The 12084-nt window shown below is 39.6% G+C and carries 17 protein-coding genes; 2 read left to right on the top strand and 15 right to left on the bottom strand.

Annotation, left to right across the window (positions count from 1 at the left end):
• Nucleotides 1–21 precede the first annotated feature (21 nt).
• A complete protein-coding gene (locus C9414_RS10415; RefSeq protein ID WP_107163582.1) occupies nt 22–603 on the bottom strand; it encodes a molybdenum cofactor guanylyltransferase in 582 nt (193 codons plus the stop codon).
• Between the two features lie 84 nt (nt 604–687).
• Here C9414_RS10415 and C9414_RS10410 point away from each other — a divergent pair, with 84 nt between their 5' ends.
• The gene (locus tag C9414_RS10410; protein ID WP_107163581.1) at nt 688–1605 is read left to right on the top strand and encodes a coiled-coil domain-containing protein; all 918 of its coding nucleotides are present in this window, start codon (nt 688–690) and stop codon (nt 1603–1605) included.
• 46 nt (nt 1606–1651) lie between these two features.
• On the opposite strand, the gene rok is transcribed toward C9414_RS10410, so the two are convergent.
• The 3 genes from rok to ahpA form a co-directional block, all read right to left on the bottom strand.
• Nucleotides 1652–2224: a transcriptional regulator Rok gene (rok, locus tag C9414_RS10405; protein ID WP_047203687.1), complete on the bottom strand. Its 573-nt coding sequence runs from the start codon at nt 2222–2224 to the stop codon at nt 1652–1654.
• Nucleotides 2225–2694: 470 nt separating this feature from the next.
• Nucleotides 2695–3153, bottom strand: a complete 459-nt coding sequence (locus C9414_RS10400) for a TlpA family protein disulfide reductase (RefSeq protein ID WP_024424727.1) — start codon at nt 3151–3153, stop codon at nt 2695–2697.
• An 82-nt stretch (nt 3154–3235) separates the two neighbouring features.
• The gene (gene ahpA / locus C9414_RS10395) at nt 3236–3778 is read right to left on the bottom strand and encodes a biofilm-specific peroxidase AhpA (RefSeq protein WP_047203686.1); all 543 of its coding nucleotides are present in this window, start codon (nt 3776–3778) and stop codon (nt 3236–3238) included.
• Nucleotides 3779–4049: 271 nt separating this feature from the next.
• Between ahpA and C9414_RS10390 the strand changes: the two genes are divergently transcribed.
• Nucleotides 4050–4859, top strand: a complete 810-nt coding sequence (locus C9414_RS10390) for a mechanosensitive ion channel family protein (protein ID WP_047203685.1) — start codon at nt 4050–4052, stop codon at nt 4857–4859.
• Between the two features lie 22 nt (nt 4860–4881).
• Here C9414_RS10390 and C9414_RS10385 read toward each other — a convergent pair whose 3' ends face one another.
• From C9414_RS10385 to C9414_RS10335, 11 genes are all read right to left on the bottom strand, one after another.
• A complete protein-coding gene (locus C9414_RS10385) occupies nt 4882–5124 on the bottom strand; it encodes a YkuS family protein (protein WP_024424725.1) in 243 nt (80 codons plus the stop codon).
• 50 nt (nt 5125–5174) lie between these two features.
• Nucleotides 5175–6353, bottom strand: coding sequence for an N-acetyldiaminopimelate deacetylase (locus C9414_RS10380; RefSeq protein ID WP_107163580.1), 1179 nt, complete (start codon nt 6351–6353; stop codon nt 5175–5177).
• Nucleotides 6354–6387: 34 nt separating this feature from the next.
• Nucleotides 6388–7098, bottom strand: coding sequence for a 2,3,4,5-tetrahydropyridine-2,6-dicarboxylate N-acetyltransferase (dapD, locus tag C9414_RS10375; protein WP_039178160.1), 711 nt, complete (start codon nt 7096–7098; stop codon nt 6388–6390).
• Between the two features lie 109 nt (nt 7099–7207).
• A complete protein-coding gene (locus C9414_RS10370; protein ID WP_039178158.1) occupies nt 7208–7666 on the bottom strand; it encodes a flavodoxin in 459 nt (152 codons plus the stop codon).
• A gap of 16 nt (nt 7667–7682) precedes the next feature.
• Entirely contained in the window at nt 7683–8576 is an 894-nt protein-coding gene (locus tag C9414_RS10365; RefSeq protein ID WP_047203683.1) for a WD40/YVTN/BNR-like repeat-containing protein, read from the bottom strand.
• Nucleotides 8566–9042, bottom strand: coding sequence for a flavodoxin (locus C9414_RS10360; RefSeq protein WP_039178153.1), 477 nt, complete (start codon nt 9040–9042; stop codon nt 8566–8568). The genes C9414_RS10365 and C9414_RS10360 overlap by 11 nt, the downstream gene beginning before the upstream one ends.
• Before the next feature lie 123 nt (nt 9043–9165).
• A complete protein-coding gene (locus C9414_RS10355) occupies nt 9166–10047 on the bottom strand; it encodes a transcriptional regulator CcpC (RefSeq protein WP_024424721.1) in 882 nt (293 codons plus the stop codon).
• Between the two features lie 97 nt (nt 10048–10144).
• Nucleotides 10145–10588, bottom strand: coding sequence for a cyclic-di-AMP-binding protein CbpB (gene cbpB / locus C9414_RS10350; RefSeq protein WP_047203681.1), 444 nt, complete (start codon nt 10586–10588; stop codon nt 10145–10147).
• Between the two features lie 146 nt (nt 10589–10734).
• Nucleotides 10735–10926, bottom strand: coding sequence for an antirepressor AbbA (abbA, locus tag C9414_RS10345; RefSeq protein WP_003210802.1), 192 nt, complete (start codon nt 10924–10926; stop codon nt 10735–10737).
• A 149-nt stretch (nt 10927–11075) separates the two neighbouring features.
• Nucleotides 11076–11591 carry a ribonuclease H-like YkuK family protein gene (locus C9414_RS10340; RefSeq protein WP_039178147.1) on the bottom strand — a complete coding sequence of 172 codons (516 nt, stop codon included), beginning with the start codon at nt 11589–11591 and terminating at the stop codon, nt 11076–11078.
• A 146-nt stretch (nt 11592–11737) separates the two neighbouring features.
• The gene (locus C9414_RS10335) at nt 11738–11980 is read right to left on the bottom strand and encodes a YkuJ family protein (protein ID WP_107163579.1); all 243 of its coding nucleotides are present in this window, start codon (nt 11978–11980) and stop codon (nt 11738–11740) included.
• Nucleotides 11981–12084: the final 104 nt, after the last annotated feature.

Raw genomic sequence — 12084 nt, 5'->3', positions numbered from 1 at the left:
TCCTCACCGTTTTTTTATGTATCATATCATACCGTTTTCAGGTAGATCGCTTCTTTTATTGATATTACGAAATTCGTTTGATGTCACGTTCAGTTCTTCCTCTGAAACGATACGCACATGAAGCTTTTGAAGCAAATCTTTAATAGCTAATTGATTCTCTGTTAAACACGCACGAATAAACGGCAGAGAGCGGCGGTGATAAAGTGCAAATAAAGGCTGTAATCTGCCCTGAACAAGCGGGATAATGGCATCTGCGTGCTCACTGCAATAGGACGATAATACTTCCGCCGTTTTCTTCCGTATGAAAGGCATGTCACACGCCGTCACTAAATACCATTGTGCTTCTTGCTTTTGCATCGCTGTATATATGCCGGCAAGCGGTCCGCATCCGCGCACCTCTTCATCATCTAACCACACACTTTGTTCACCTCTTTCTTTGAAAAAAGGAAGAAGCAATGGATGACTGATGATGACAGTCTGCCCGTCTAAAAGCTGCTCTTTCACATGCTCATATAATGGTTTCCCTTGAAACATATGGCTTGCCTTTGGCTCTCCAAAACGTCTGGAAGCACCTCCAGCTAAAATTACATTCACTACGTGCATCCTCTCATCCTCCTTTGATATGGTTGTTCTAATCGCACTCCTTTCGCATACTTTATTGGTAACATGAATAAGGAGGGTCTATCGATGAACAGGCGCCATACTTCTCCCCTATTCCATGATCTATCTCAAGAGAATTTATACTTAAAAGCTGAAACTGCCAAATATCAACAAATGATCTCTGATTTACAGTCCTCATATACGTATTCTAAAAATAAGAAGCTAACTCAAGAATATCATGAGATGAAAAAGGATTACACGCAATTAAAACAACAACTGGATGAAATAACCAATGATCAACATGATGCTGCCTCAAAAATACAGGATCTCTCCTACAGCAAATCAGAATTGTTACATAAAATGGTCCTTCTCCATGAGATGCTGCAAAAGGAAACCTATCATAGAAGAAAAGAAACCGAAGAAAAACACAAGCTGCATTTGAAAGTTGTCAAATATAAGGAAATCTCGCAACAATTAAATGAACGGATAGAAGATCAAGATAAACGACTTGCAAAAGAGGAGAAAAAAGGAAATGTTTTATCCACAGTGATTGAAAAGCTGCAGCAAACATTGGGCGATAAAAACGCAGAGCTCCATGTTTTACAGGAAGGCGTCAGACACCTTCAAGAGCGTTTTTATGAAACGCAGGAGAAATTACTGCAAATTGAAAAAGCAAAAGAAGCGATTTTTTATGAAACGCTCACGAGCTATCAAAAACAGTTAGCAGAAAGCGAAGAATGGATCGCATCTCATTTTGCTGATATTGACCAGTCAGCACAAACAAATTCACAGCCATTCTCACGAGACCGCATCCTGCAAACGACAGAAGAAATCGAACCGATCTTGAAGAAACTCAACGAACAAGTTCAAACACTTCAGGAACAAGTCGATGCTGTGCAGCGTAATGGAGAAGTCATGACAGTCAAAATCGACGGCTTTAAAAAACAGCGTGATCACCTGCCTAAGGAACGCAAAATTGTCTATACAGTTGATCAAAAGAAGTAATTCTCGAAATAAAAAACTGCTGGCTTGACGCCCAGCAGTTTTTTATTTATTCGTCTTCTGTTTGAATGTCGCCTTCTAAAATATACTGTCCGCGATAAGGCTTCTTCACTTCAGGATACATTTTAATTAAGCTTTGCATAAACGTTGTCATATTTGGGATTTCAAGACCACTCTCTTTTTCGATCTCTTTTTGAAGCTCTGAGCTTTTAATCGCTGCATTATGACGTTTTAACGTTTTAATCGCAGCTTCACGAAGCTTCGCTGCCTTTGAGCCAGGACGAGCTGTGCCTCTTCTGCGTCTTGTCGATCCTTCAGGAATACCTACAGGTGCACCGTTTAGCTGTCCTGTTCCTAAAGATGATGATTGTGGTTGTGCCGGCTGCTGGTAGCTTCTCATTTCTTGCGCAGCAAGCTCAGCTAATACAGGCAGTGAATCTGTCTTTCTTTCTGTACGTACTTCTTTTTTTGTATCTGACACTAGACCTGTTCCTTGACGGTCTAATTCTCTTAATTTTGCATAAATCGTATCGCGCTCAATTTGATATTCACGGATGACCTTTACTTCTGCCTCGTTTAATTGTTCCAATCGTAAACGTAACGCTTCCCTCTCATTAAACAATGGATTTCCCCCTCATCATATAAAAAATATTCTATAGTAAATATTAGATTAGAAAACTAATTTTATCAACTATTTTTTTATCATTTTACAGTTTGCTAACAGATAGGTATTTTCAACTAAAATTTTGCCAAAGAGGAAAAATCGGCACCCATTTCATTGCCACTATAGGCTTTTGACAAACCTTAAAATATTGTAAAAAAATTGAATAAACGCTTATACTACTTGATTTATATAGTTATTTACCTAACTGAAATTTCTTTTGTGCAAAAACGTTCTGAATAGTAAAAAGTTAAAATCTTTACAATTTCATTTCAAAACAAAAATGTAAATAGGTCGTTATACCTTTTTGTTTCAGGGATATTTTTTAATAAACTCCCTCATTTTCTCTTTTCTTAGGAATAATAAACTCGTCTAGTGCAATACGCCGCCTGTTTTTGCCCATGAAAAAACCCCCATTTATGGGGGAAAGCCTATTCTGCAGCCTTTTCAGACTCAGAAAGCACTCGATTGACACGTTTTTCAAGCATTTTCATTCCGCTTCCGCCGGCTTGGAAGTGACGCAAAGCACCTGTTTTATCAAATACATAATATGCAGGTACATATTCGTTTTCAAAGGCTTCTGTTAGGTGATGATCACTGTCCACAAAGATTGGCTGCGTGATTTCATGCTCTTTCGCAACTTCTTTGATTTTTTCTAGATCTAGGTCATCTTCTGAACGAGGCATATGAACTGCTACAACGTTTAGTTGATCCTTGTACTCATCACGGAATTGATTGACTTGAGGCATTGCCTCTTTACAAAGATGACAGCTGACTGACCAGAAATGAATCAATGTTGGTTTGTCACCAATCAAATCTTCTTTTGTTACTTCTCCATTTAACCACTCTTTTGCACCAGTTAGTTCTGGCATTGGTTGACGTAATTTCATTATGAAGCGCCTCCATCCATTGTATGTGTCGAAACAAAAAGGTCTAACATCAGTTAGACCCTCCTGTTTCTTCAGTTATCAATTAAAGTGTTTTTTGACCAGGTTTCCAGTTCGCTGGGCAAAGTCCACCAGTTTGTAATGCTTGAAGAACACGTAATGTCTCATCTACATCACGACCGATATTGTTGTGGAATACAGTTTGGTATTGAACTTCGCCTTCTGGGTTAATGATAAATAAACCGCGAAGAGCAATTCCTTCTTCTTCAATTAAAACGCCGTATTCTCTAGATACTGTGTGGTTAGTATCAGCAGCTAACGGGTATTTTAATTCACCTAGACCATTGTCTTTACGGTCTGTATTGATCCAAGCAAGATGCGTGTGGATTGTATCAGTAGATACACCGATGATTTCTGCATCTAAATCTTCGAACTCGTCATAACGATCGCTCATTGCTGTAATTTCAGTTGGGCAAACAAATGTGAAATCCATTGGATAGAAGAAAAGAACTGTCCATTTGTCATTCTTCATGTTTTCCTCTAAACTTACTTTACCAAATTCCTTGTTAGCAAGTACTGCTTCCATTTCAAAACGTGGAGCTTGTTTTCCTACAAAACGCTCTGCCATATGTAAATCCCTCCAAAAAATAATATCTTTATACAGTCTTCTTAGCTGTATATAAAATGAGAATCAAAACTTAAAATTCTCATTTAGTTAATAACTTCACAATTACAATTATAATACTTATGCGATTTTTAGTCAATATTAATTAATAATAAATTTAATTAACGATTTGTCACAATTCCTGCTTCACCTATCAAAAGTTTAACATGACTTGCATAAGGGAACAAATGATTAGCTTCTCTTTTAGAGCATACATAGAAAGGTTTTGAAGATCATGAGAGCATTTCAACAAGTAGATTGGGTTTCCATTATCCTCAATAGCAGTATGATTTTGCTAAAACTAGTCGCCATTTTTGCTATCTACTTTATCATCAGAGCCATAGGAAACAAAATGATTAAGCGCGCCTATTCCACATTCGCTGAAAAGCATGAAGTCTCATTATCAAGAGCTCAGACACTGCAAAGTCTGACGTTAAATATTTTCGCCTACTTATTGATTTTTATTCTAGTTGTGATGATCCTCGACTTATTTCATTATAACCCGACAGCTTTGCTGGCAGGTGCAGGCGTTGTAGGACTTGCGATTGGTTTTGGCGCTCAAGGGTTAGTGAGTGATATTGTGACCGGATTCTTTATACTATTGGAAAAACAATTTGATGTAGGAGAATATATAACGGTCGCTGGCTTTGATGGGATTGTCGAACAAATTGGACTAAGAACCACACAGCTTCGAAGCTTTGACGGCACCCTTCATTTCATTCCTAATCGCAGCATACTAAATGTGAGCAATCATTCAAGAGGGACGATGCAGGCACTCGTTGATATTGAGCTGTCTCCGGATGAAAATGTGGATCAGATGATCACAGCCCTTCAAGCTGCCTGTGATGAGGTGCGGAAGGAAACTCCTCAAATTATCGAAGGTCCTCAAGTTGTCGGCGTGGAGGCGTTCGGTTCTTCCTCCCTTGTGCTGCGCATCATAGCGAAAACCGAAACAATGGAGCAATGGCGGGTAGAACGAATCTTGCGCAAAAAAATGAAAGAAGTACTCGATATAGAAAAAGAGCAAAAAGAACCGGGATCATAATCTACCGGTTCTTTTCCTTGTTTTATTGAACTCGCTGTTCTACTTCTTGGCAAATTTCATCAGCCGTCATACCTGATGCTGTAATAACAGATGCCTTTGTTGTTGTGTCTGAAATGCCAAGAACATTTGAATCTAGTCCTGTGACTACATAACAGTCACACTGATCCATTTGCTGTTCATTTTGAATCCGTACGACATCATACCCTTTTTGCTTCAATAGTTCTTCTACATCGGATAAAGATTGTTCTACACCAATTCTTGTCATAATCAAGAACACCTCCTGTTCATAAGGTGTACAGGAGGCAGCTCGATTATTCATTCACCAGCTTGCTTTTTGAAATAAGCCGTCATGACATTCACAGCTGTTTCAATTGCGTTTTCATCCGGCTGGAGCTTTGCATGATGCAAGCCGTATTCTGAATCGACACCTAACCAAAACATGAAGCCGGGATATTTTTTCAGCATGTAGCCAAAATCTTCTCCTGTCATGGCTTCCCTGCATTCAATCACATTCGCAAGCCCTTCTTCGGCTACATATGACATAAATTCCTCTGTCAAATCCTTTGAATTGTCCACTTCGTAATAAGACGAAGGATAACGAACAGTTGCTTTGCATTCGTAGCCAATTTCAATTCCTTTTGCCAATGCTTCAATTCGCTTTCTCACCTTGTCCATAGACTCTGGCGAAAGTGTGCGAATGGTACCGTCAAGCTTTGCATGCTGCGCAATAATATTTTGAGCCGTTCCGCCGGTAATCGTGCCCACTGTAATGACCGCACTATCAAGCGGATCAACATTACGCGAAATCACCGATTGCAGCTGACCTACAAGAGCACTTGCAGCAACAACCATATCATTTGCTAAATGAGGATATGCAGCGTGTCCGCCTTTTCCTTCAAACTCAATCACAAGCTCACTCGTATTGGCAAATAGCAAACCAGGCTTTGTAGCAATTGTTCCAACAGGATATTCAGGTGCGATATGCAGCGCTGTAATAAAGTCTGGCGTCCATTTTTTGAGAACATCACTTGCAAGCATTGGTTCGGCACCGCCTGGACCTTCTTCTGCCGGCTGGAAGATAAATAATACGTCTTCTTTGATCGGTTCATGAACGAAATGATCGATGATACCAAGTGCAATGGTCATATGAAGGTCATGTCCACATGCATGCATCTTCCCTTCATGCACAGATTCAAATGGATACCCTGTTTCCTCGGGTATAGACAGGCCGTCCATATCTGCACGATAAGCAAATACGCGCGTTGGATTTGTCCCTTTCACTTTTACAAAAAGGCCTGTTCGCCACGTTTCAATCTCAACTCGATCTTTTGAATAGGTGTCCAAATGCTGAATGAGATACGCTTGTGTTTTAAATTCTTGGAAACCAAGCTCAGGGATTTGGTGTAAATCTCTTCGAATGGATATTAATTGCTCACGATTTAACAAGTGAACTCGCTTCCTTTCTTCTATACGAATAAGACGTGGATATCTCATCCACGTCTTTGGCTTCAGCTGCGAATTTTATGAATTAAAGCTGACGCAGTTCTTGTTTGATTTCTGTCTTACCTTTTGTTTTTTCATCGATGTCTTTAATTTTCTTAGCAGGTGTACCTGCTACAACTGTGTAAGGCTCTACATCGTTCACAACGATCGCACCAGCAGCTACTACTGCACCTTTACCAATTGTCACGCCTTCTAGAACAACAGCGTTAGCACCGATGACAACGTCATCTTCTACCACAACTGGTTTAGCAGACGGCGGCTCAATAACACCTGCAAGAACAGATCCAGCACCGATATGACAGTTCTTACCTACTGTCGCACGGCCGCCAAGCACCACGTTCATGTCAATCATCGTACCTTCGCCGATTACAGAACCGATATTAATAGAAGCACCCATCATAATGACTGCATTATCACCGATTTCAACTTGGTCACGAATGATTGCCCCTGGCTCAATACGGGCTTTAATGTTTTTCAAATCTAACATCGGAATTGCAGAGTTGCGGCGGTCATTTTCCACGACAACATCTTCAATTTTGTCTTTGTTTGATGCTAGCACTTCTTGAATTTCACTCCACTCACCGAAAACAACTCCAGTGTTTCCTGTGATGAATGTTTTTGCATGTTCACCAAACTCAATACCTTCTAAGTCACCTTTAATATAGACTTTGACAGGTGTTGATTTTGTACTATTTTGAATAAATGAAATAATTTCATTAGCGTCCATTTGTTTCATGTATGTATGTCCTCCTCTTAATTTATACTTCATTACTGTACCAAAGGAGTGTTTTAATGACAAGTGAAAGAGTCATCTCCGCAATGGAAAATAAAACAAGCGGGACCGATTATCCCGCTTCTTGCTGGTGAAGCTGAACAAATTGTTTACCAAAAGAAATTAATTCGTCTTCTTCCTCTCCTTCTGGATTCAGCTCAATTTTAACTGATGGGAGGACAATGTCACCGCCAAGCTCCTTCACTTTTTCTTCGATTAGGTCAACAGCTCCGCAAAAATGTTCGTAAGATGTATCGCCAGAACCGAATACTGCAAATGCTTTTCCCGTTAAATCAAGCTCTTCCATTTCTTCATATAAATCAATAAAATCATCCGGAAGATCGCCATCTCCCCATGTATACGCACCTAACATAATGTGCGAGTAATCATTAAGCAGCTCGGCATCAATATCCATCGCTTCATGCCGGTCCACGCTGGCTCCTGCTTCCGTAATACCTTTTTCAATTAAATCTGCCATCGCTTCTGTATTTCCAGACATCGTGGCATACACCAATAAAACCTTTTCTGTCACTTTTTCTTCCTCCTTATCAATGAATCAATGCAGGCTCCTCATACGGCCTGACAAACTTACTTTCATATAAACCCGCACAGAAAAAGTTTTCGTTTTGATTGGCTACACGAAAACCGTGCCCTTTGATCGTATCAAACCATTTGAGCTCTTTTTGCTCAATATCAAGCTGATACACTTTAGAAAATCCGTGTTCGTCTTGTGAGGTGGTCACATACACAATGCCATTATCCTCTGATACATCCAAAAATGATTCTTCTCTAGCAAAGGCCTGTGATTGAATATCATGCAGAATATTTGTATGTAAATCTAAAATTTGAACAGATCCTTTTTTGCCTTTTTTTGAACCTAATGCACAAACAAGAAGATGTTCATGACAAAGCAGCATAGAAGCTGTCATTCGGTGCTCCTCTCTGTTTAGAAGAAAAATCTGTTCACTCTGTAAGTCATACACCCATATTCCTCCGTGAACTTCATGAATCTGTGTTCCAATATAAAGGTGGTCACCTGCAGCACATAAAGAACGAATGACCGGCGGATGATTCACATGAGCAAATGGCTTCATAATTTCCCAGGAAATTCCGAAATCATTTGACACATAGATACTATGTTTTCCGTGCGCACATACAAACCCATCATTGCGTCCTGTAATAGACCAGACGACTGCGTTTGTTGGAAATGAAGATAAGGCCCATGTATTGCCTTCATCTCCTGATCTAATCACTGTGCCATTTTCACCAACACCGAATAAATAAGGACCAATATAGCTGATCGCATGAATTTTATGCTTGAGCTTAAACAGCTGCTGCCATCCGCTCTCCACACTATAGTGAAAAATACCTTCACGTTTTACAGCAACAAAGTATCCACCACTTTTAGATGCTGCAACAGCTGTTGCACCTTTATGAAACATGATTTTCAACTCGTTTCTCAGACAAAGCGGCCCACGTTAAAAAGCTCACAGCAAATTCCTGACAGCACGCCACATCTTCATCTGTATCCGGTGCAAGCTCCATTTTTAATGTTTCAGGAAAAACAGATGCACCCGTTGATTTCAGCATGTCATGGAATGTATGGACAGCCTCGCAAAACTTTGGATAGCTGTAATCACCCGATCCAAAGACAGCTGCTTTTATGTGACTAAGTTCAAGAGTAGAGACCTCTTCATAAAAATCCTCTGCTTCATATGGCAAATCTCCATCACCCCAAGTATAAGAACCAATGAATACGTAATCGTATGAGGATAGGTCCTCTGCGTTCGTATCATCAAATTCCATCATCTCTGTATCTATGCCTTTTCCTTCAAGTGTTTGCTTTAAGATCGCTGCCATATCTTCCGTATTTCCAGACATACTCGCAAATGCAATTAGTGCTTTCATCTATCGGTCACCTCATCTAAATGATAATCATTTTCAATTATTATATGTACACTTTAAATGATAATGATTTTCATTGTCAAATGATTTCATAAAAAAAAGTACCTCCCTATTCCAAGAAGGTACTTACACGGCATCATTTTCAAGCATTTCTTTAACCACACCAACAAATGCTTGTACCTGTTTTAACTGAAAAGACGCTTCATAGCCTAGCAGCCATGTGTCACGGCCGATTTGCTCTCCGTTCACATCAACAAGCGGTGTTTTATAAACACTTTTTTCGTGGTCATATAGAGTAACAGAAGGCAAAATGGCGTAACCGATGCCGTGGTAGGCCATTTGTTTACATGTTTCAATTTGGTCTACTAAAATCGTCTGCTTTGGAGATACTTTAAATTTTTGATGCCACCAGTGCTGGATTTCCTGATAATACGTGCTGTCGCTTTTAAATTGGATAAATGGCCGCTCAGTCTTGATTAATTCATCTACGTCCTTGATCACGGAATCGACTAAATATAAATGATCTGTCATTAAGTATTCCTTTGTCCCCTTCCAATCAGGGTTTCCGCGAATGATTCCTATGTGCACGTGGTCTTCATACAAGCTTTTGAGCATTTCACTGCTCCAGCCGGTAACGAGTGACACCTTGGCATTTGGATATTTTTCGACATACCGTTTTAACACCTTTGGCAGCCAGTGCTGTCCAATAATCGACGCCACCGCAAGCTTGAGTGTACCGTGAATGTCACCCTCAAGTTCATCAATTCGTTCTCTCACTCGATCCTGTTCAACCGTTACCTCTTTTGCAAATTGGATAATCTGTTCACCTGCTGAAGTCACGGTCAGCCCCTTTTGTGAACGAAAAAAGATTTTCGTTCCCCATTCCTTTTCGATCGTCTGCAATCTTTGAGATAATGCAGGCTGAGAGACAAAGAGCCGTTCCGAAGCCTTTCTCATATTCAATTCTTCACTTAGCACAACAAGCATATGTAACTCCTGAAGCTGCATGGGCGTCCCCTTTCTCTCTATAAGTTTTTCTTATTCTATATTCTCATTATATAAACTTTAACTTATGAAGGCAAAAAAAAATAAGCTGGGCTGCAGCTCATTTTTTTGCGGAATGAATGACCTCATTTAAGCGCTTTAATACAACTCGTCGAGTAAAAATGCCTTCAAAGACTTGCTCCTCATTTACTACACAAACAAATCCATTATTCGTCACAGCGTGAACGCCTTTTAGTACAGGATCTGTCGTTTTGAGTCTCGGAATATCCTTCAGCATAACCTCTTCGACCTTCAACTGGTCGAGCTTCTCGAATTCGATTCGTTCTAAACCGAAGATTTTATCCATAATCATATTCGTTCCAATTAACCCGTGTAAATGATAAGAAGCGTCTAATACCGGAATAGCTGTATATCCTGTTTTGGTTAGAACCAATAGGGCATGCTCAAGGTTATTTCCAATTTGAACATGTGCGACTTTATCTGCATCAATCATATGTTCGGCTACTGTGGACTCAAGCAATTGAGTCGGCTCTATCTCTATCATGTTTCTTCGACCCCTTTTCTCTCAATCATCAATCATACATTCCCCATTACGATTAAGCATAAACTAAAACGAATTTTGTCGAAAGATTTTTTCTGCATAAAAAAGATACTCAGCCCCCGAGTATCTAATAGAATGTTAAACCAATATTAATTCTCAAACCTTACTCTGTCATACAATGTGATCAATTGCTTATACGTATTGTCGTCGACATTTTTTGTTCCACATTCTATATCATTGATCTCACTGCTTAGTAATTCGACAGCATATTCCTGATTCAGCAATACGTTTAATAATAGCTTTTTCTCTTCTTCATTAAAACGATTTTCGATGACGCTCATTCAACATCAGGCCCCCTGTTTCATATATGCTTTTATATTGATTAGCAGGCTTTTGAATGTCTGCTTCCTCTCTATACAGCTAGAATAAGGAACTAGAATCGAATCGTCAACCGCACGTTTCGACAAGGTTTGGAGAAAAATGACGGAATTTATTTTGTGTATCGATTGGCATAGCAAAATGCTGCATATGAGTCGGGTTTTATTTTCGCTTCAATTCCCATAGCTGTGATCATTCCGGTCATTTCCTGGATCAGCTCTTTTGTACTTCCTTTTTTGCCAATATCTAGATGGGCTTCAAAACGAAGGTCTGCCCCTTCCTCAGCAAACGGAAGAAGCAAATCCATCAGTTCTGTTAAAGGCCCCTCAAGGATGTCTGCACATACCTTTTGGCTAAACGCTGTCTCTAATGAAATTTTTTCTCTAAGACTTTGCACGGGTCTTTCAATCACTTGTTGTGTGAGGCAGCCCCAAGCTCCTTTGCCAATCCGGTGGAGATGAATTGCAGTCATAAATGTTGTGACATTTTGATTGACCTGAGAGTCCGTACCAATTGATAACACATAGGCGGACCTAGGGTCTTTTCGAATAAAGTCTTTCATTCTCATGACGACATCAGAAAACGCTAAACGATCTTCAGAAAGATTGTAGAAAAAAGAATCACTCACAGAAAGGAACTCCTTTTTAATGGTCTCTTATCCGAAAAATGCGCTGATTGATCATCTTCCATTTGTACATATCATCTATGATGATCCATGTATGCTGCCGCAATAAACGAAGGAATCCTCAGAAAAAACATTTCATACGATTCAGCTTAGGATTGTAGAAGCTCAAAAATCTCAATCGAAATCATATCAATGTTGTCAAATGGGTAAGTGTTTGGCTTATCCCCTTGTTGAAAAACAGTCAATTCAAACGTTTGATTCTTTTCGAAATACTTAACACTACAGATTTTCTCACCGTTCACTTCGAAATAACGCTGTGCCGGCTCGTTTGCAGCTTCTGCTGTCTCTTGAAGACTTTGCAGCCTTGTAATGATACCCATTAATTGTGACATTCTAAAAAAAGACTCCTTTCAAAAAAACAACTCAAGATGAACCCGTATTGATTATACACAAGTCCTACAAAGCATCATACCATAAAGTGTTCTCAGATGATATT

The sequence above is a fragment of the Bacillus sp. Nf3 genome (assembly GCF_003028545.1).
Taxonomy (GTDB): Bacteria; Bacillota; Bacilli; order Bacillales; family Bacillaceae; genus Bacillus; species Bacillus safensis.
The sequence above is the reverse complement of the archived record's forward strand: the minus strand, read 5'-3'. Positions and strand labels throughout refer to the sequence as shown.

What these genes read in the sequence shown, in the direction of transcription:
- C9414_RS10335 (WP_107163579.1), bottom strand. Translation starts at nt 11,980, where the DNA reads ATGTCACAATTAATGGGTATCATTACAAGGCTGCAAAGTCTTCAAGAG.
- C9414_RS10360 (WP_039178153.1), bottom strand. Translation starts at nt 9,042, where the DNA reads ATGAAAGCACTAATTGCATTTGCGAGTATGTCTGGAAATACGGAAGAT.
- dapD (WP_039178160.1), bottom strand. Translation starts at nt 7,098, where the DNA reads ATGAAACAAATGGACGCTAATGAAATTATTTCATTTATTCAAAATAGT.
- C9414_RS10400 (WP_024424727.1), bottom strand. Translation starts at nt 3,153, where the DNA reads ATGAAATTACGTCAACCAATGCCAGAACTAACTGGTGCAAAAGAGTGG.
- C9414_RS10355 (WP_024424721.1), bottom strand. Translation starts at nt 10,047, where the DNA reads ATGCAGCTTCAGGAGTTACATATGCTTGTTGTGCTAAGTGAAGAATTG.
- abbA (WP_003210802.1), bottom strand. Translation starts at nt 10,926, where the DNA reads ATGAGCGTCATCGAAAATCGTTTTAATGAAGAAGAGAAAAAGCTATTA.
- C9414_RS10415 (WP_107163582.1), bottom strand. Translation starts at nt 603, where the DNA reads ATGCACGTAGTGAATGTAATTTTAGCTGGAGGTGCTTCCAGACGTTTT.
- C9414_RS10365 (WP_047203683.1), bottom strand. Translation starts at nt 8,576, where the DNA reads ATGTTTCATAAAGGTGCAACAGCTGTTGCAGCATCTAAAAGTGGTGGA.
- C9414_RS10390 (WP_047203685.1), top strand. Translation starts at nt 4,050, where the DNA reads ATGAGAGCATTTCAACAAGTAGATTGGGTTTCCATTATCCTCAATAGC.
- C9414_RS10380 (WP_107163580.1), bottom strand. Translation starts at nt 6,353, where the DNA reads ATGAGATATCCACGTCTTATTCGTATAGAAGAAAGGAAGCGAGTTCAC.
- cbpB (WP_047203681.1), bottom strand. Translation starts at nt 10,588, where the DNA reads ATGATAGAGATAGAGCCGACTCAATTGCTTGAGTCCACAGTAGCCGAA.
- ahpA (WP_047203686.1), bottom strand. Translation starts at nt 3,778, where the DNA reads ATGGCAGAGCGTTTTGTAGGAAAACAAGCTCCACGTTTTGAAATGGAA.
- C9414_RS10385 (WP_024424725.1), bottom strand. Translation starts at nt 5,124, where the DNA reads ATGACAAGAATTGGTGTAGAACAATCTTTATCCGATGTAGAAGAACTA.
- C9414_RS10410 (WP_107163581.1), top strand. Translation starts at nt 688, where the DNA reads ATGAACAGGCGCCATACTTCTCCCCTATTCCATGATCTATCTCAAGAG.